A 16,876-nucleotide genomic window follows, 5' to 3' on the forward strand; every position below is an offset into this window, starting at 1 on the left:
ATACATTTATGATTATCGTAACAGGCGGCGCCGGTTTTATCGGCAGTAATATTATCAAAGCGTTAAACGAGATGGGCAGAAAAGACATTCTCGTGGTAGATAACCTCAAAAACGGTGAGAAGTTTATTAATTTGGTCGATTTGGATATCGCCGACTATTGCGATAAAGACGATTTTATCGCCTCCATCCTTGCCGGCGACGACTTCGGTTACGGTTACATTGAAGCCGTTTTCCATGAAGGCGCGTGCTCCACCACCACTGAATGGGACGGCAAGTATATGATGCAAAATAACTACGAATATTCCAAAGAATTGTTGCATTATTGCTTGGATCGTAAAATTCCGTTCTTTTACGCTTCCAGCGCGGCAACCTACGGCGGACGTTCCGATCACTTTATTGAAGAGCGCCGATTCGAAGGTCCGTTAAATGTCTACGGCTATTCTAAATTCCTGTTTGACGAATATGTCCGCCGTATTTTGCCGGATGCTTACTCTCCGGTATGCGGTTTCAAATATTTCAACGTATACGGCCCGCGCGAACAACATAAAGGTTCGATGGCAAGTGTGGCTTTTCATTTAAACAATCAAATTCTCAAAGGCGAGAACCCGAAACTGTTTGCCGGTTCCGAAACCTTTTTACGCGATTTCGTCTATGTTGAAGATGTTGCTCAGGTCAATATTTGGGCATGGCAAAACAAAATCTCCGGTATTTTCAATTTAGGAACAGGCAATGCCGAATCATTTAAAGCCGTTGCCGATGCCGTGATTGATTTCCACCAAAAAGGTCACATTGAAACCATTCCGTTCCCGGAACATTTGAAATCCCGCTATCAAACCTTTACCCAAGCAGATTTAACCAAACTGCGCGCCGCCGGTTACGACAAACCGTTCAAAACCGTCGCAGAAGGTACTAAGGCATATATGGCATGGTTGAATAGAAAATAGCGGAACAAGCGGTTCGATTTGGATAATATTTTGTAAAAGGAAGACAAAAACCAACCGTATAATAAGCAAAAAGCACGGGAATCCCCGTGCTTTTATTAAGATAAAAGTAGATTATCTGAAAATACTCATGATAGAGTGAATCGCATCCACACCAGATTGTATTGCGGAAGAACCTTGACGGATCGTTTCGGAATAGCCTTGTGCTTTTGCCGCTTGTGCTTGGGCTTCCGTTACTTCGTTTGCACGTTGTTTGTTATATTGATCTAATTCTGCTTGCGTTACGCGAGAAGAATTTAAACCGCGGGAGGCATTAATATCTCCCGTACTTGCACAAGCTGTTAGCATGGTTGCAACACCTAATACACAAAGTAATTTTTTCATAAGATCTCCTAAAAAATTAATGAACTAAATAAATATTCTGTTTACTACGGTTTTTATACGCTCTGTCGATTGCTTTTGCTTCGTTCATTTGCATCGTACCAAGATCTTCGATCGCATCCTGACGTTTTCTGCGTTCATCTTGATAGTCTTGCATTTCCATTGCTCGAATTTCCGCGCGACGCTGTGCAATTTCAGCATCACTTTCCCCGGTATGGCGCGGTAAATACATTGAAGTACAAGCACTTAAAAAGAAAGGTGATAACGCCAAGATAAATTTTAATTTCATTGGATGTTCCTCATTAAATATAAAAAAACAGTTACTCATCAAAATTGCGATTATTGTAAAATAACCAAAAACGGTGTCAAGCATGCTACAAATACTATTTTCCCCCTTTTTTATTTCTTTACTTATTTATTACAATGCATTGAACACAACATAAATTGCAACGAAATAAAATTCAATTTTTTGAAAAATATATAAGGAATAAAAATGAAAGTCGGATTGGTATTAGAAGGCGGTGCCATGCGCGGAATATTTACCGCAGGGGTGTTGGACGTGTTTATGGATGAAAACATTCACATTGACGGCATTGTCGGCGTATCGGCAGGGGTGCTGTTTGGGGCGAATTTCCCTTCCAAACAGCGTGGGCGTGCCTTACGCTATAATCTGAAATACCTCAACGATCCCCGTTACTTAGGCTTCCGCAGTTTAATCACCACAGGCAATATCGTGAATAAGGAATTTGCGTTTTATGATGTGCCGTTTAAATTGGATATTTTTGATAACGATACCTTTAAACAATCGTCGATTGATTTTTATGCAACCTTAACCAATATTGAAACGGGTTTGGCAGAATATCATAAAATCACCGATCCTTTTGCACAAATGGAAACCTTGCGAGCCACATCCGCTATGCCTTATGTGTCAAACATTGTTGAAGTGGACGGTAAAAAATACCTTGATGGCGGTATTGCAGATAGCATTCCGCTCAAGCAGTGCCAAGCTCTCGGTTATGGCAAAATTATTGTTGTGCTGACTCGTCCCCTTGATTACCGAAAATCACCGTCCAATCCGCTATTCAGTAAATTGTTCTACCATCAATATCCTAAATTGGTTGAAGCATTAACTTATCGTTATAAAAACTATAATGAATGTGTTGAGCAGGTCATTGAACAACACGAACAGGGCAACATTTTTGTTATCCGCCCGTCACAAACTTTACCAATTAAACGGATTGAAAAAGATCCAGCTAAAATCCAAGCGATGTACGAGTTAGGGGTTTCGGATGCCCAAAGAGAGATGGAAAACCTGAAAGCTTATCTCAGTCAGTAGATCGACTAACCATACAAGCGGTCAGTTTTGTTAAATAATTTGCAAATTATTCACTAGATCTCACCGCTTGTATTCATTTCCCCAACATCACCCAATCTGAAAATCAATGTAAATAATTTGTGACTACGGTCACATTTTAAACAAATAATTTACACAAAACAATCAAGCTTTGTTATTATTCAGTGTCCTTAATATTTATGATTATATCCATAAACCCTGTAAGGAGCTTACTATGAAAGTCTCTACAATCTTACTTAGTCGGTGGTTTAATCTCGATCATAAACTCTCTTTTTTCTTTCCGTTAAATCCTCTCGCTTAAATTTTTCTTTTATTTCAATTTGTTATTCATTTAAGCCACCAAACTTATTTGGTGTAAGGATTTTATTATGCAAAATTTCAAACATTTACCAGAACCTTTCCGCATTCGTGTGATAGAACCCGTAAAACGTACTACCCGTGAATATCGTGAACAAGCGATTTTAAAAGCAGGGATGAACCCGTTTTTATTAGATAGCGAAGATATTTTTATCGATTTGTTGACTGATAGTGGCACAGGTGCCGTCACTCAAGATATGCAAGCGGCGATGCTACGTGGTGATGAAGCTTATAGTGGTAGCCGTAGTTATCATGCATTAGCCAATGCCGTCAAAGAGATTTTCGGTTATCAATACACTATTCCAACTCACCAAGGACGTGGTGCGGAGCAAATTTATATCCCTGTTCTCATTAAAAAACGTGAACAAGAAAAAGGCTTGGATCGTTCAAAAGCAGTTGTTATTTCTAACTACTTCTTTGATACCACCCAAGGACATAGCCAAATTAATGGTTGTACCGTAAGAAATACTTATACCAAAGAAGCTTTTGATACAGGTGTTCGTAGTGATTTCAAAGGCAACTTTGATCTCGAAAAATTAGAACAAGCGATTTTAGAAGCCGATCCGAAAAACGTGCCTTATATTGTGTGCACCATCACTTGTAACTCAGCCGGCGGTCAGCCCGTTTCTATTGCGAACATGAAAGGCATGTATGAAATCGCACAAAAATACGATATTCCAGTCGTCATGGATTCAGCCCGCTTTGCAGAAAATGCCTATTTCATTCAACAACGTGAAGAAGCCTATAAAGATTGGACAATTGAGCAAATCACCTACGAAAGCTATAAGTATGCCGATATGTTGGCGATGTCAGCGAAAAAAGATGCCATGGTGCCGATGGGCGGCTTACTCTGCTTTAAAGATGACAGCTTCTTTGATGTGTACACCGAATGCCGCACACTTTGCGTGGTACAAGAAGGTTTCCCAACCTACGGCGGCTTAGAAGGTGGAGCAATGGAGCGTTTGGCGGTCGGCTTAAAAGACGGTATGCGTCAAGATTGGTTGGCTTATCGTATTAACCAAGTACAATATTTGGTTGATGGCTTAGAAGCGATTGGCGTGGTCTGCCAACAAGCAGGCGGACACGCAGCTTTCGTTGATGCAGGTAAACTGTTACCGCATATTCCGGCAGAGCAGTTCCCGGCCCAAGCCTTAGCCTGTGAGCTTTACAAAGTCGCTGGTATTCGTGCTGTGGAAATTGGTTCCTTCTTACTTGGACGAGATCCAAAAACCGGTAAACAGCTCCCTTGCCCGGCGGAATTGCTACGTTTAACCATTCCACGTGCAACCTACACTCAAACACATATGGATTTTATTATTGAAGCGTTCCAAAAAGTGAAAGAAAATATTCACAATATCAAAGGATTAACCTTCAGTTATGAGCCAAAAGTGTTAAGACATTTCACTGCCTTATTAAAAGAAGTGGATTAATTTAGTCAGGGTAAATACCTAGTGCTAATCTGTTTATTTCCCTGCACTAACGTGCAGGGTTATTTTGACGGAAAAGCATTCGGTACCCCTACCTTATAAAAAGGAGAAAAAGATGAGTAAACAACCTTCTGTCTTTGGCGGTGCGTGCATTATTGCAAGTGTCTGTGTCGGCGCCGGTATGCTTGGGTTACCAAGTGCGGGGGCTGGCGCATGGACAATGTGGACCATTCTCGTCATGTTGCTCACTATGATTATGATGACGCTATCCGGCTGGATGCTATTGGAATCCTATAAACAATACGATATTCGTGCTTCGTTCAATACGGTAACTAAAGCGGTATTAGGCAACCAAGTTAATATCATTAATAATCTTGCCGTTTACTTCGTTGGCGGAATTTTACTATACGCTTATATCACTTCATCTGGCTTGATCTTGCAAGATTTATTGGGGTTAGACAGCAAAATTGCTTCGATCTTGTTCGTTTTCGTGTTCGGCGCTTTTGTATGGCATTCCACCCGTGCCGTTGACCGCATTTCCGTACTGTTAATTATCTTTATGGTACTCAGTTTTGCCTTTAGTATTTTCGGCTTAACCAGCAATATCAGTCTTGAAACTCTGTTTGATAGTGCAAAAACTGAAACGTCCGAATATGCCAAATACGCTATGATGATGCTCCCTGTGGCATTAACATCCTTTGGTTATCACCACTCTGTGTCATCTATGCGTGCTTATTACGGCGAAGAGAAAAAAGCCTCCCGAGCGATTTTATACGGCACATTAATTTCGCTATTCTTATATCTTGTTTGGCTATTAAGCATTTTCGGTAATTTACCACGAGATCAATTTGCCCCAATTATCGCCAGCGACGGCAATATTGATGTCTTACTGAAAACCTTAGGTGGTGTGATTGATTCACCATCCATTAAACAGTCACTTAACGCTTTCTCTATGGCAGCGATTTTATCGTCCTTTATCGGTGTAGGATTAGGGGTGTTTGACTTCTTAGCGGATTTCTTCAAGTTTGAAAACAGTAAAGCCGGTAGAACAAAAAGCTGGTTAGTGACCTTCTTACCGCCATTAATACTGTCTGTATTATTCCCATTCGGCTTCTTAAAAGCGATTGGCTATGCAGGTGCAGTAGCGACCATTTGGACTTGTATTATCCCTGCAATTTTAGTTTACAAAGTTCGACAACAAAACCCGAACCAACAAGGCTTTATTGCGTGTGGCGGATCATTGATGGTCGGTGCATTAATTCTGTTCGGCATCTTGGTCGCCACTTTCCACTTCTTAACCATGTTCGGCATGTTGCCGGTATTTAAGGGTTAAAGCAAAAGAGATAAATTTAGCACCTTTATCAATACTCAAATAGGACGTATTATGACGTCCTATTTTCTTCATAAGGAATGTTATGCAACCTGAATTACAACAATGGATTTCCATTACCGGACGTTTGCTCGGCACATTATTTTATTTTGAACCCAATAGCGAGCAGGCACAAAAGGTATTGTCGTTTTTCAATCAAAGCGACTGGGCGGAACAGTTAGGCGTTGAGCCGTCTGCAGAAATAAATAAATTATTAGCCAGCCAAACAGATTTAGCCGAGCAACATCAGGCAATGTTTATCGGTCCAAATACCTTGATTGCACCGCCTTGGGGGTCAGTCTATCTTGATCCTGAAAGTGTCATCTTCGGTCATTCGCTACTTGAATTACGTGCATTCTTACGCCAGCATCAAATCGAATTTTCACTCAATTTAGCTTACGACGAACCTGAAGATCATATCGGTTTAATGTTGTTACTCTCTGCCTATTTAGCCGAAAATAACCCTGAATTGCTGAATACGTTTTTAAGTCAGCACTTCTTCACTTGGTCAAAACGTTATTTACAGTTGGCTGGCAAGCAGACGGAATACCCGTTCTATCAAGGTTTGGCATTATTGACACAACAAGTGTTACACGTGTGGCAAGAACAGTTGCTCCTGATTGTACCAAGCGTCACCATTTATCGTTAATTTTCTATGGCAAAGGACAAACAGTATTATCAATCCTATCTGTCGATGAATACCATTTCACGCAGAGGGCTGTTCCGCGGTTTACTTGGCGGTACGCAAAAAAGTGTGAGTACGGAAATCGTTCGCCAAGTTGCCCGCCCACCATTTGCTTGCCCTGAACATCTGTTTGTATCGATATGCAACGGCTGTGGCGATTGTGTGAGCGCTTGCCCATACGGTCTAATTCAAATCCGACAAAGCAAAGCGGTGCTTGAAATCGATTATTCCGCCTGTGATTTTTGTGGGAAATGTGCCGAAAGCTGTTCAACCAATGCGTTAAACCACGCCTTTAAAGCTGACACGGAACTACGTCCCGTTTTTAATCAACGTTGCCTTCAAAAAAATAAACAGCCTTGCAACACTTGCCGACAAGCCTGTCCGCAGCAAGCGATTTTGCCTGATTTAACTTTAGATAATGAGAAATGTAACGGTTGTGGAGAATGCAAAATTGCCTGTTTTGTGAATGGTATTGAACTAAAAATCTAAAAATACAAGCGGTCAGTTTCAACCGATTTTTGGTATTTTTATAAAAATGGGTTAAAGCCTTATAGGGTCGGCATTATGTAGCAGTTGCACAAAGATTTCATCCGTTTGATGAGTTAAGATCCTGATAAATCATTCCGCTTTATCAGGATCTTTTTATGCGTAAAGCAAAAGAAAAACGCAGAGCCATTTGTTACGACTAGCTAAGCGATGAGATAAAAGCCCTTAATCACAAAAACGGGGCGGGGTTTATCCCCGCCCCTGAGATTAAAACTTTATGCCTAAATTCAAGCTCACACCTTGTTGGCGTCCGCCGAAGCCTTGTACGGCGGCATTGAAAGTTTTGCCGCCTTGTTGGTAGTTCACACCCACTTCGCCAATGGTTGTGCCACCTTTCATAGTTGGGGTTGGTAAGCCGTTGCCTTGGTAGTGCGCACGCACGTTGCCGTTTAATTCACGTTCGTAAGCCACACCGAAATGCATGCCCCAGTTGTCTAGATTGTGGTTATATTGCGCCCCAATACGCGCACGTTTTGAATGCACGGAAGAGAAATCATAGGTTTCGCCCGTGCTGAGCTGTGCGCTGTCACTTGAGGTGTACGAATCGAAGTATTTCACATAAGTATCAAGCGAGTTTTGGTTGCCTAACTGCCATACTTTACCTAAACCAACATGACCTGCTACATAGGTTGAACGGCTGGTATAGCGTACATAGTTGCCGTAAACGTGGTTGAAATCGTAGCTGTAATATTTACTTGAAACACGTCCTGCACGGAGGCTGCCTTGCACATAGAAACCGTTGCTCCAGAGGTAGTTGCTGAACGCATTGGCGCCGAGATACCACGCACTGCCTTTACCTTCTGTGCCATCGTCTAAGTGTGCGGTGTAGCGAGAATAGCCATACTCTGCCGCCACGCCATATAACCAATTCCCTGAACTGTACGCTTGATTCCACGCACGACCGAGGTCAATGGCTGCACCTTTTAAGCTAACATAACTTCCCGTTGTCACATCTCGATTAACACCGCTGACTTGACCAAAGGTTTGAGCGTCGTTACCTGCGCCCGCTAAATTGGTGCTTTGGTAAAGCGAATTCAAGCCATCAGCCAGATAGGTTGCTCCGCTATTTACCAACGCTGAACCCACTAAACGCCCTTGCATAAGCGATTTGGTTTGTGGGTTTACCGTCGTGGTTGCGGTAGTTGAACTCGAATTTGCGTTATTCGTTGATGTGTTTGTATTAACAACGGCATTCGATGTGGTATTCGTATTTACCACAACAGTGGTATTACTGTTGGTTGTCGTATTTGTCGTTGTGTTGTTTGTAACCGTTGAGCTATTCGAACTGGTTTGCTTGCTGCTTCGGTTAAAGGTTAAATCTAAACTTTTCGATTGTGCATCAAGCGCAACCGTCGCCAAATTATGTACTAACGTTACACCTTGATAAACATTACCCTTACCGCTCCATTGCAAGGCATTTTCATAATTCGTTTGAATTAAATGCACTACATTGCCGGCTTGTAAATCTGCATTACCCGGCACGTAAGCATTCATTGTCGTGTTGCCTAAATCTAAATACATCGTCGATAATTTCAATGCAGTATCATTATTGCGCACGTTTTCAGGCAAGTAGAAATTGATCGTTTCAAAATTCAGCACTTCTTTTGCTGAAAGTTTATTCATCTCAATACCTTCGTTTGCCGTACCTAAATTCAACGTATTGCCTTTTACGTTGCTTGAAGTACCGCCTACAATGTTGTTTTGTACCGTACCAGCGAAAAGTGTCACAGTATTGTTGATGGTTTCATTTTGCGCCACACCACCGGCAACACCACTTACGTTAAAGCCTTTGTGGATTAAAACAGAATTGTTGTTCGCTTTCGTTAGCGCATTACCACCAACAACCAATTCATTTACCGTAGCATTTTCGCCAATAATCACGCTGTTATTGTGAGAATTACCTTCACCGGCAATCGCTGAATAAGCATCGCCGCCAAACACGCGATCAGCCTTTAAATTGTGACCAATCGATACTGTCGAATTTGTTACCGAACCTGAAGCGGTACGTGCACCGTAAACTTGGCTGGTTTTTGCATCGTTACCAATCATTACCGAGTTGTTTGCTACTGTACTGTTTGCGCTACCTTCAGCCGCTGAAACAAAAATCGTATTACTATAATTACCAATAATCACACGGTTGTCTTTTGACGTACCAATAGACGCAAAACCATCTGAGGCAGAGTTACCACCAATAATCGTTGATACAGCAACATTATCGCCAATATTAACCACATTTGAATTGGCTTCTGTTTCTAAAAAGTCGGCTTCAATTGAAACTGTACCGCCAGTAATTCCTGCGCCATTAGTGATACTAACTTCAGGACCTATTTTTACACCATTGCCAATATAAACTTCATTAAAAGAAGCGCTTTTACCACCGTTACCACCCCACACAGACCCGGTGATTGTTGAAGCATCGCCAATATGCACACTATTGCTATCCGCCGTTACATTATTTTTTACTGCTGTATTTGTGTCGCCTGCACTACCGCCGTTTACATAGCCTTCTACGGTAACATTCGAGCCAATACGTACTGCATTAAAATCGGAGGTTGATTTGATTGAGCTACCGCCCCAAACAGAGCCTCCTTCACCCCTCCCGTTTTTCCCGATAATAACATTATTCCCAATAACCACTTGGTTGTGATTGGTTTCTTTATCTTCAGAGTTACCGCCCGTCACATAACCCTTTACATAAGAACCATGAGAAATAGTGACATTATTATTACTTGCTTCTCCTTTTGTTGAGAAACCGCCATAAATACTGCCATCAAGTTGCTGATTAAGCGACGTTGAAGCCGAGCAACCATTCGCATTATCTGAGCTGTAAAATGATACTTCGCAACCATAAACCGTTGCCGCCTGAACTTGACCCGAGAGCACGCCTGAAACCAAGCACGCCAAAGCGGTTAATGAAGTGTTGAGCGCAAGGCGGGAGCCTGCCATTTTTTTATTGTGCGTGTTACGCATATTTTACTCCTTAAAGCGTGAATCATAAAAATTAAATCTATACACATATTTATATTCATAATCTTAGGCATATAACGTAAATATACGCAGATTGTGCAAAAAAAAGAATAAAAGCGCAACAGAAAATAACCGATTATTTTAATAAACTATTCTAAATTATTAGGATTTTTTATAAGTAAAGCGCTTGGGTCAATTTTAAATTACCTCCAATTCACTTCACTAAAAATAACTATAAACAGAAACAAAAAGCCGATAAACAAGGACGAAATTTTGTCTACTATGCCAAAAATTGGCAAATTTCGGTGCCAAACAGACCGCTTGTAAGGTTTAGAAAATTGCTTCTAAGCGAAGAAATACGCCCAAATGGTGTTTGCGGTTTTTATTTTTATCATTGTAATAATGCACTTCCGGCTGGATAAAGAACCATTGGCGTAAGAAAGGTTGGCGCCAGTTAATGAACGGACCGTAAAAATCGAGTTCAGGCGTTTTATCATGGATGTCTCCGCCAACCATAAAGCCGTAATTCAGGCGTTTATGGTTCGAATAGTTGTGTTGACGATAGAGACTATTTCCCCAAACGGTGGATTCATCATTGTCGTGAGAATATTCCACGAAGGTATGATTATTGATAAAGCGTCTTTCATTTTCGGTAAATTTATTTTCGATATTTAAGCGAACATAATGTTTACTGTTAATACCGTAGCGATAAATCGGCTCTACCCGCGTACTGAATTGATCGGTATGTTGCCATACTTTGTCGAGCTTTAAACGTAGGAAAATATCCGCACCGGAACGAACCCCCAAATCCAAATCACTGTCTATCCCCAAGCGTTTTATTTCGTTGGACCAACGTAATGCTAATGACGCATTGTCGTTACGGGCTTGTTTGCTGTCGTAGTTTTTATCGTTGCGGAGAGGTTCCTTATAATTGCGGTGAAGTTGGTTTCCGTCGCGGGCTTGGTTATCCAGTTCTTCGTCACCGAATACGACGCTCAGGTGTTTTTTGAGGGTCGGTAATCTGATTTTCCCTCGAATACGCGGTTTAATCGAATAACCGTCATAGTGGTTCCATTCATTATCCAGCATCACACGGAGGTTTGCCGAGGCTGGCTCATTAGGATCCGGTGTGCCTATCCAATCATCAATATTGTTAGACCAGTTATGCAGTACGCTTCTGATATTGGCGTGTTGTTGATCGACCCAGGTTGATTCGGCAGCCGCAGAGAAAGGAAAATAACCGACAAGTATAAACAATGGAAGAGAAAATTTATTGTTCATTGGAGACTCCTTGTAAGGATTAGTAGGAGGATGTTACTCCAAAAGTGAAAAAACGCCAAAAATTAAGCGGTTAATTTTGCAAAATATTGCCGTAAACTAACCGCTTGTTTTTTACGTTGAGCCTATTATAGGAAGATATTGGCGAACAGTAATCCGAAACATAAGCAGAATGCCATGCTTAATAAGCCCGGAATCATAAAACTGTGGTTAAAAACATATTTCCCGATTTTTGTCGTACCCGTGGTATCAAAGTCGATAGAGGCAATAATCGGACCGTAGTTCGGTACGAAGAAATAACCGTTCACTGCTACGAATACCCCGATTAAGATTGGAGCAGGAATGCCTAATGCCACGCCTAACGGGAATAAAGTTGCTACCGTTGCCCCTTGGCTGTTGACTAAAACGGAAAGTAAGAACAACGCAAACGCGAATGTCCAAGGTGCGGTTTCCACCAATCCTTGCACCATCGCTTTCACTTCGGTCATATGACCTTGCATTAAGGTATCACCGACCCAAGCAATACCGAAGATCGCAATGACGGCACGCATACCGGCATGGAATACCGAACCTTGCGTAATCGCATTACCGTTCGGTTTACAGATCAAGACGATTAATGCGCCGACGGATAACATCACGATTTCGATTGTATGCGCCATCCCCATCGGTTTTTCATCAAAGACCGGACGTAATGACGGAACCGCCCCCATCAATACGACAAGCAATGCACCGAATAAGAATAGACCAACGGAAGTTTTCGCTGTTGGTGAAATGACAATATTTGCCGGATCCGTATTGGTATGATTTTCCTCAACATATTTCGGATCTTGTAATAAACGTTGGTAACCCGGATCATCCTTTAATTCTTTACCCATTTTGTTCACAATTAAACATGCGCAAAATAACCCGAGAATGGTTGCCGGTACAGTGACGATTAATACATCACCTAAGTGAATACCTTGCGGTTCAAGGAAGGCGACAACAGCAACAACCGCTGCGGCAATCGGACTTGCAACGATGGCAAATTGTGAAGCGATAACCGCCATGGAAAGTGGTCGTTCCGGACGAACACCGTTGTGACGACTGACTTCGGCAATAACGGGTAAAACCGAGTAAGCAACATGACCGGTACCCGCCAAGAACGTAAATGTCCAAGTAACCGCCGGGGCGATAAAGGTAATGTGTTTCGGATTACGACGTAAAATATTGGTCGCAATTTTGATCATGTAGTCTAAACCGCCGGCGGCTTGCATTGCCGCTGCCGCAGACACCACCGCCATAATCATAAACATCACATCAATCGGAAGACCCGCCGGTTTTAACCCGAATCCGAAGGAGAGGATGGCTAAACCTAAACCGCCCATTACTCCTAAACCGATACCTCCGATACGTGCACCGATTAAAATACAGAGTAATACAACGGCAAATTGCAGAAGAAACATAGCTGACATAAAGTGCTCCATTGTAATTTTATTCAAAAGCCCTCATACTGGAAACGTTTAGACAGAGAGCATTCTTATTTTAAAGAGGGCGGGTAATATAGCATAAATATGAATTCGCTTTATAATCTGGATCAATAAAAATATTTACGTTATAGGAAAAATATGCAATTTTCAAAAATGCACGGACTCGGTAATGATTTTATGGTCGTTGACGGTGTGACACAAAACGTTTATTTAACCGAGGAATTAATCCGTAAACTAGCTGACAGACACCGTGGGGTCGGATTCGATCAACTGCTATTGGTTGAGCCGCCTTATGATCCCGAATTGGATTTCCATTATCGTATTTTTAATGCCGACGGTAGTGAAGTGTCGCAATGCGGCAACGGTGCCCGTTGTTTTGCGCGTTTTGTCACCTTAAAAGGTTTAACCAATAAGCAAGACATTAAAGTCAGTACTGCAAAAGGCAAAATGGTCTTGAGCCTGAAAGAGGACGGACAGATTCGCGTCAATATGGGCGAACCGATTTGGGAACCGGCGCAAGTACCGTTTACGGCGAATAAATTCGAAAAAAACTATATTTTAAGAACGGATGTTCAAACGGTGTTATGCGGTGTGGTATCGATGGGCAATCCGCATTGCGTATTGCAAGTGGAAGATATTCAAACGGCAAATGTCTCAGAGCTTGGTCCGTTATTGGAAAATCATGAGCGTTTTCCTGAGCGGGCCAATATCGGTTTTATGCAAGTCATCAATCCCAACCACATAAAACTGCGTGTATTCGAGCGTGGAGCCGGTGAAACGCAAGCGTGCGGTAGCGGAGCATGTGCTGCGGTTGCCGTCGGCATTATGCAAGGGGTACTGGATAACCACGTACAGGTTGATTTACCCGGCGGAACGTTACGAATAGAATGGAACGGCGTAGGATCACCGCTTTATATGACGGGGGATGCCGTACATATCTATGACGGATTCGTCAAACTCTGATAAAGACCCGCCGATTGGCGGGTTTTTAGTTTCACAAGCGGTCAGATCACGCCGGTTTTTTGCAAATCGGAAAAGAAAAAATGCGACATTACGTTTAGATAATGTCGCATAAGTTTGACGATATTCGAGGAATTATTTTTTTATTATTTGCCGAAACAAATCATACTCCCTATTACCTTTTTTTGTGAAGAAAATATTCAAATTTTTTTCAAAAATTGGAGCAAGATCACATTTTTAGCAAAAAATGGCGTGTTTTGATGTGAATGTTCAAAAAGAAAAAACGCTGATGATTTCTCATCAGCGTCTTAGAATATGGCTCCTCCTGCGGGACTCGAACCTGCGACATATGGATTAACAGTCCACCGTTCTACCGACTGAACTAAGGAGGAAAAGAGTTTGCAATAAATGGTGCCTCGAGGCGGAATCGAACCACCGACACGGGGATTTTCAATCCCCTGCTCTACCGACTGAGCTATCGAGGCGACTCGTCGTTTGCGGGGTGCATTATGCTGATTTCACCCCCTCTCGTCAAACGTTTTTTTTAAAAAAGTCAGAAATTATGTTTGATAGATCGCTTTTTACTCAAACTGAGTTAAAAAACAACATTTTATCTAACGTTTTTGTATTTTTGTTGCGCTTTATTCACTTTTACCAAGTAATTTCTTGCTTGTGACGAAGGGTGTGCCGTCGTCAAAATACGATAGATGGCATCGGGATCCAAGTTATTGATCCGATCAATCGCTTCCCATTTATCACTGTCAAAGACACGCAGTACCGCACCGGCACCACTGTTATAGGCGGAAATCATGGCATAGCGTTTCGCCGTCGGATCCGTGATGCCGTCCAAATATTCATCACGTAAAATGGTCAGGTACATGGTACCGGCATCAATATTTTGACTTGGGTTATATAAATAGTCGCGATCCGGTTGTCCGCCGAAGCCTTTACGGGCAAAGATATCCCGTCCCGCCGTACGCGGAACGACCTGCATTAAGCCGATGGCATTGGCATAGCTGACCGCATACGGGTTAAATGCCGATTCGACCTCCATGATGCCGAGGATTAAGCTGATATCGATGCCGTAGCGTTTAGAGGCTTGACGTACAAGCGGTAAATAACGTCTTGCACGTACTTCCACGTGATTGGCAATCATCGGAATATTCACGTAAGTCACGGTATGACCGTTTTTCAAGCGACGGGTTTTCGTTTTGTTTTGAATCAGATAAGTCGCAAAATCGTTTGCCACGGCAATATTCGTGACGGAACGTCCGAATTGGTCGACAACCTGCCCTGCCAAAAACGGGTTACTGCTGATCGGAACGTCACCGGAAGCGAACAAATCGATGCCCGATGCATCCGATCCCATCAACAAGGTATGAATAATCGAATTACGCAAATGGTTTTGATCGCCTAACGTTTCAATCGTAATTTGACCGTCTTCAAAGCTAATGTGGCTACGGGTGTAATATTTATCGGTATATTTTACGTAGTCTTTGCGACTGGCAACCAATAATTCGTTTACCCCCCAAATATGGTCGATATTACGGGAAAACTGACCGGTCAAAATATCCAATCCGTTCGTATCTTTAGTGTAATCCGGTCTTGGTTTTTTGGTCGTACTTTTTTTGCTACCGCTACTACAAGCGGCTAAAAAAGGAATAATAAGGCACAAAGGCAAATATTTTTTAAATCGTTTCATGGGATTCTCAGCAACTATTTCGACTCAACGGGGACGTAGCCTTCAATGAAGACCTCTTTCCCTTCAAATAAAAAATTGACCATTTCGGTTTCTAAAAGTTTGCGGTGTTCCGGGTTCATCATGCTCAATTTTTTCTCATTGACCAACATGGTTTGCTTTTTTATCCATTCAGCCCAAGCTTGTTTACTGATTGAATCAAAAATACGTTTGCCGAGTTCACCGGGATACAGCTGAAAATCCAAGCCTTCAGCCTCTTGTTTCAGATATTCACAAAAAATTATTCTCGCCATGATATTTCTCTATGGTTAATGTTAATTCGTCTAAAATGCGTTTAATCGGCGTTGCTAAACCGATTTCACCGGGTTGCAACAGATCATACCAATATTCCCTATTGGATGATACAAAAGGTTGATAAGTTCCTAACTTTTCTTTAACCGAATCGGTTGAAATGTCGACTAAAATCGGATGAATATCCAAATGAAAATGACTAAACGTGTGGCGAAACGTGATTAATGGTTGTGAAATTTGCAAATTTTTTGCCGAAACGAACCGCTTGAGCGCATCTAGCGATTCAAACTGCGGAAAAGCGAATAACCCGCCCCAAATCCCTTTTGCTTCACGCTTTTCCAATAATACTTTTGTTCCCTGTTTTAAAATTAAAAAGTAACTTTGCCGTTCGGGTAAGGTTTTTTTCGGTTTCTTTGCCGGGTAGTGTGTCCAAGTTTCGGTGATATTTGCTCGGCATTGTGTTTCTAGCGGGCACAGCGTACATTTCGGCTTGCTGCGGGTGCAAATCATCGCCCCTAAATCCATCATCGCCTGATTAAAATCAGCAACCTGTTCAAACGGAGTAACCTCGGCGCTGAGCGCCCATAACTGATTTTCCACCGATTTTTCTCCCGCCCAGCCCTCGACGGCAAAGTAACGTGAAAGAACGCGTTTGACGTTGCCGTCTAAAATCGGATGCGGTGCGTTGAGTACCGACGACAAAATCGCTCCCGCCGTGCTTCTTCCTACACCGCTTAGCGACAGCACATCGGCGAAATCGGTCGGAAATTGACCGTTGAACCGATCGCGAACCGTTTGCGCCGCATGGTGCAAATTGCGGGCACGAGCGTAATAACCTAAGCCCGTCCACAGGTGTAGCACCTCATCAATCGACGCATCGGCTAATGCGACGACGGTCGGAAAACGTTGCATAAAACGTTCAAAATAAGGTATCACCGTGGCGACTTGGGTTTGCTGAAGCATCACTTCGGATAGCCACACGCCGTACAATGTTTTGTTTCGCTGCCAAGGCAATTGTTTGCGTCCGTATTGGTGATACCAAGCCAACATTTGTCGGGCGAACGGCGCAGTCACCGCAGATTGGGCAAGCGGATAAGGGGATGTTTTTTTCACGTAAAACTCTTTAGAATGATTTTTCAAAATGTGAATACTAAC

16 protein-coding genes and 2 tRNA genes are annotated in these 16,876 nt (G+C 42.4%); 8 read left to right on the forward strand and 10 right to left on the reverse strand.

What is annotated here, in order from left to right; translation table 11 throughout:
- Window positions 1-8 precede the first annotated feature (8 nt).
- The gene (rfaD, locus tag ACEYKX_RS00140; protein ID WP_373767407.1) at window positions 9-944 is read left to right on the forward strand and encodes an ADP-glyceromanno-heptose 6-epimerase; all 936 of its coding nucleotides are present in this window, start codon (window positions 9-11) and stop codon (window positions 942-944) included.
- Between the two features lie 111 nt (window positions 945-1,055).
- On the opposite strand, the gene ACEYKX_RS00145 is transcribed toward rfaD, so the two are convergent.
- Both ACEYKX_RS00145 and ACEYKX_RS00150 read right to left on the reverse strand, forming a co-directional pair.
- Window positions 1,056-1,325, reverse strand: coding sequence for an NGK_0946 family protein (locus ACEYKX_RS00145; protein WP_373767408.1), 270 nt, complete (start codon window positions 1,323-1,325; stop codon window positions 1,056-1,058).
- A 16-nt stretch (window positions 1,326-1,341) separates the two neighbouring features.
- Window positions 1,342-1,611, reverse strand: coding sequence for a hypothetical protein (locus ACEYKX_RS00150; RefSeq protein WP_373767409.1), 270 nt, complete (start codon window positions 1,609-1,611; stop codon window positions 1,342-1,344).
- A 204-nt stretch (window positions 1,612-1,815) separates the two neighbouring features.
- Here ACEYKX_RS00150 and ACEYKX_RS00155 point away from each other — a divergent pair, with 204 nt between their 5' ends.
- The 6 genes from ACEYKX_RS00155 (at window position 1,816) to napF (ending at window position 7,003) form a co-directional block, all read left to right on the forward strand.
- Window positions 1,816-2,658: a patatin family protein gene (locus ACEYKX_RS00155; RefSeq protein WP_373767410.1), complete on the forward strand. Its 843-nt coding sequence runs from the start codon at window positions 1,816-1,818 to the stop codon at window positions 2,656-2,658.
- 232 nt (window positions 2,659-2,890) lie between these two features.
- Window positions 2,891-2,977, forward strand: coding sequence for a tryptophanase leader peptide (gene tnaC / locus ACEYKX_RS00160; protein WP_373767434.1), 87 nt, complete (start codon window positions 2,891-2,893; stop codon window positions 2,975-2,977).
- Between the two features lie 67 nt (window positions 2,978-3,044).
- On the forward strand, window positions 3,045-4,463 hold the full coding sequence (gene tnaA / locus ACEYKX_RS00165) for a tryptophanase (protein ID WP_135676108.1): 1,419 nt from the start codon (window positions 3,045-3,047) through the stop codon (window positions 4,461-4,463).
- A 112-nt stretch (window positions 4,464-4,575) separates the two neighbouring features.
- Complete coding sequence (locus ACEYKX_RS00170; RefSeq protein WP_373767411.1) at window positions 4,576-5,793, forward strand: aromatic amino acid transporter; 1,218 nt, start codon at window positions 4,576-4,578, stop codon at window positions 5,791-5,793.
- An 82-nt stretch (window positions 5,794-5,875) separates the two neighbouring features.
- Window positions 5,876-6,478, forward strand: a complete 603-nt coding sequence (dmsD, locus tag ACEYKX_RS00175; RefSeq protein WP_373767412.1) for a Tat proofreading chaperone DmsD — start codon at window positions 5,876-5,878, stop codon at window positions 6,476-6,478.
- Between the two features lie 6 nt (window positions 6,479-6,484).
- Complete coding sequence (gene napF, locus ACEYKX_RS00180) at window positions 6,485-7,003, forward strand: ferredoxin-type protein NapF (RefSeq protein ID WP_373767413.1); 519 nt, start codon at window positions 6,485-6,487, stop codon at window positions 7,001-7,003.
- 264 nt (window positions 7,004-7,267) lie between these two features.
- On the opposite strand, the gene ACEYKX_RS00185 is transcribed toward napF, so the two are convergent.
- The 3 genes from ACEYKX_RS00185 to ACEYKX_RS00195 all read right to left on the reverse strand — a co-directional run bounded on the left by ACEYKX_RS00185 (window position 7,268) and on the right by ACEYKX_RS00195 (window position 12,756).
- Window positions 7,268-10,030, reverse strand: coding sequence for a hypothetical protein (locus ACEYKX_RS00185; RefSeq protein ID WP_373767414.1), 2,763 nt, complete (start codon window positions 10,028-10,030; stop codon window positions 7,268-7,270).
- A gap of 327 nt (window positions 10,031-10,357) precedes the next feature.
- Window positions 10,358-11,308, reverse strand: coding sequence for a hypothetical protein (locus ACEYKX_RS00190; protein ID WP_373767415.1), 951 nt, complete (start codon window positions 11,306-11,308; stop codon window positions 10,358-10,360).
- 125 nt (window positions 11,309-11,433) lie between these two features.
- Complete coding sequence (locus ACEYKX_RS00195) at window positions 11,434-12,756, reverse strand: anaerobic C4-dicarboxylate transporter (protein WP_373767416.1); 1,323 nt, start codon at window positions 12,754-12,756, stop codon at window positions 11,434-11,436.
- Between the two features lie 153 nt (window positions 12,757-12,909).
- On the opposite strand from ACEYKX_RS00195, the gene dapF reads away from it, so the two are divergent.
- Entirely contained in the window at window positions 12,910-13,734 is an 825-nt protein-coding gene (dapF, locus tag ACEYKX_RS00200) for a diaminopimelate epimerase (protein WP_373767417.1), read from the forward strand.
- Between the two features lie 313 nt (window positions 13,735-14,047).
- On the opposite strand, the gene ACEYKX_RS00205 is transcribed toward dapF, so the two are convergent.
- From ACEYKX_RS00205 to mutY, 5 genes are all read right to left on the reverse strand, one after another.
- Window positions 14,048-14,123 (reverse strand) — tRNA-Asn (locus ACEYKX_RS00205).
- Window positions 14,124-14,140: 17 nt separating this feature from the next.
- Window positions 14,141-14,216, reverse strand: a tRNA-Phe gene (locus tag ACEYKX_RS00210).
- 125 nt (window positions 14,217-14,341) lie between these two features.
- Entirely contained in the window at window positions 14,342-15,433 is a 1,092-nt protein-coding gene (mltC, locus tag ACEYKX_RS00215; protein WP_373767418.1) for a membrane-bound lytic murein transglycosylase MltC, read from the reverse strand.
- Between the two features lie 14 nt (window positions 15,434-15,447).
- Entirely contained in the window at window positions 15,448-15,723 is a 276-nt protein-coding gene (locus ACEYKX_RS00220) for an oxidative damage protection protein (RefSeq protein WP_373767419.1), read from the reverse strand.
- Window positions 15,701-16,834 carry an A/G-specific adenine glycosylase gene (gene mutY, locus ACEYKX_RS00225; protein ID WP_373767420.1) on the reverse strand — a complete coding sequence of 378 codons (1,134 nt, stop codon included), beginning with the start codon at window positions 16,832-16,834 and terminating at the stop codon, window positions 15,701-15,703. The genes ACEYKX_RS00220 and mutY overlap by 23 nt, the downstream gene beginning before the upstream one ends.
- Window positions 16,835-16,876 lie beyond the last annotated feature (42 nt).

Source organism: Glaesserella sp., assembly GCF_041817755.1.
Taxonomy (GTDB): Bacteria; Pseudomonadota; Gammaproteobacteria; order Enterobacterales; family Pasteurellaceae; genus Glaesserella.

Bases quoted from the DNA above. Each gene is read 5' to 3' on its own strand.
- rfaD (WP_373767407.1), top strand. From the start codon at position 9: ATGATTATCGTAACAGGCGGCGCCGGTTTTATCGGCAGTAATATTATC.
- ACEYKX_RS00145 (WP_373767408.1), bottom strand. From the start codon at position 1,325: ATGAAAAAATTACTTTGTGTATTAGGTGTTGCAACCATGCTAACAGCT.
- ACEYKX_RS00150 (WP_373767409.1), bottom strand. From the start codon at position 1,611: ATGAAATTAAAATTTATCTTGGCGTTATCACCTTTCTTTTTAAGTGCT.
- ACEYKX_RS00155 (WP_373767410.1), top strand. From the start codon at position 1,816: ATGAAAGTCGGATTGGTATTAGAAGGCGGTGCCATGCGCGGAATATTT.
- tnaC (WP_373767434.1), top strand. From the start codon at position 2,891: ATGAAAGTCTCTACAATCTTACTTAGTCGGTGGTTTAATCTCGATCAT.
- tnaA (WP_135676108.1), top strand. From the start codon at position 3,045: ATGCAAAATTTCAAACATTTACCAGAACCTTTCCGCATTCGTGTGATA.
- ACEYKX_RS00170 (WP_373767411.1), top strand. From the start codon at position 4,576: ATGAGTAAACAACCTTCTGTCTTTGGCGGTGCGTGCATTATTGCAAGT.
- dmsD (WP_373767412.1), top strand. From the start codon at position 5,876: ATGCAACCTGAATTACAACAATGGATTTCCATTACCGGACGTTTGCTC.
- napF (WP_373767413.1), top strand. From the start codon at position 6,485: ATGGCAAAGGACAAACAGTATTATCAATCCTATCTGTCGATGAATACC.
- ACEYKX_RS00185 (WP_373767414.1), bottom strand. From the start codon at position 10,030: ATGCGTAACACGCACAATAAAAAAATGGCAGGCTCCCGCCTTGCGCTC.
- ACEYKX_RS00190 (WP_373767415.1), bottom strand. From the start codon at position 11,308: ATGAACAATAAATTTTCTCTTCCATTGTTTATACTTGTCGGTTATTTT.
- ACEYKX_RS00195 (WP_373767416.1), bottom strand. From the start codon at position 12,756: ATGTCAGCTATGTTTCTTCTGCAATTTGCCGTTGTATTACTCTGTATT.
- dapF (WP_373767417.1), top strand. From the start codon at position 12,910: ATGCAATTTTCAAAAATGCACGGACTCGGTAATGATTTTATGGTCGTT.
- mltC (WP_373767418.1), bottom strand. From the start codon at position 15,433: ATGAAACGATTTAAAAAATATTTGCCTTTGTGCCTTATTATTCCTTTT.
- ACEYKX_RS00220 (WP_373767419.1), bottom strand. From the start codon at position 15,723: ATGGCGAGAATAATTTTTTGTGAATATCTGAAACAAGAGGCTGAAGGC.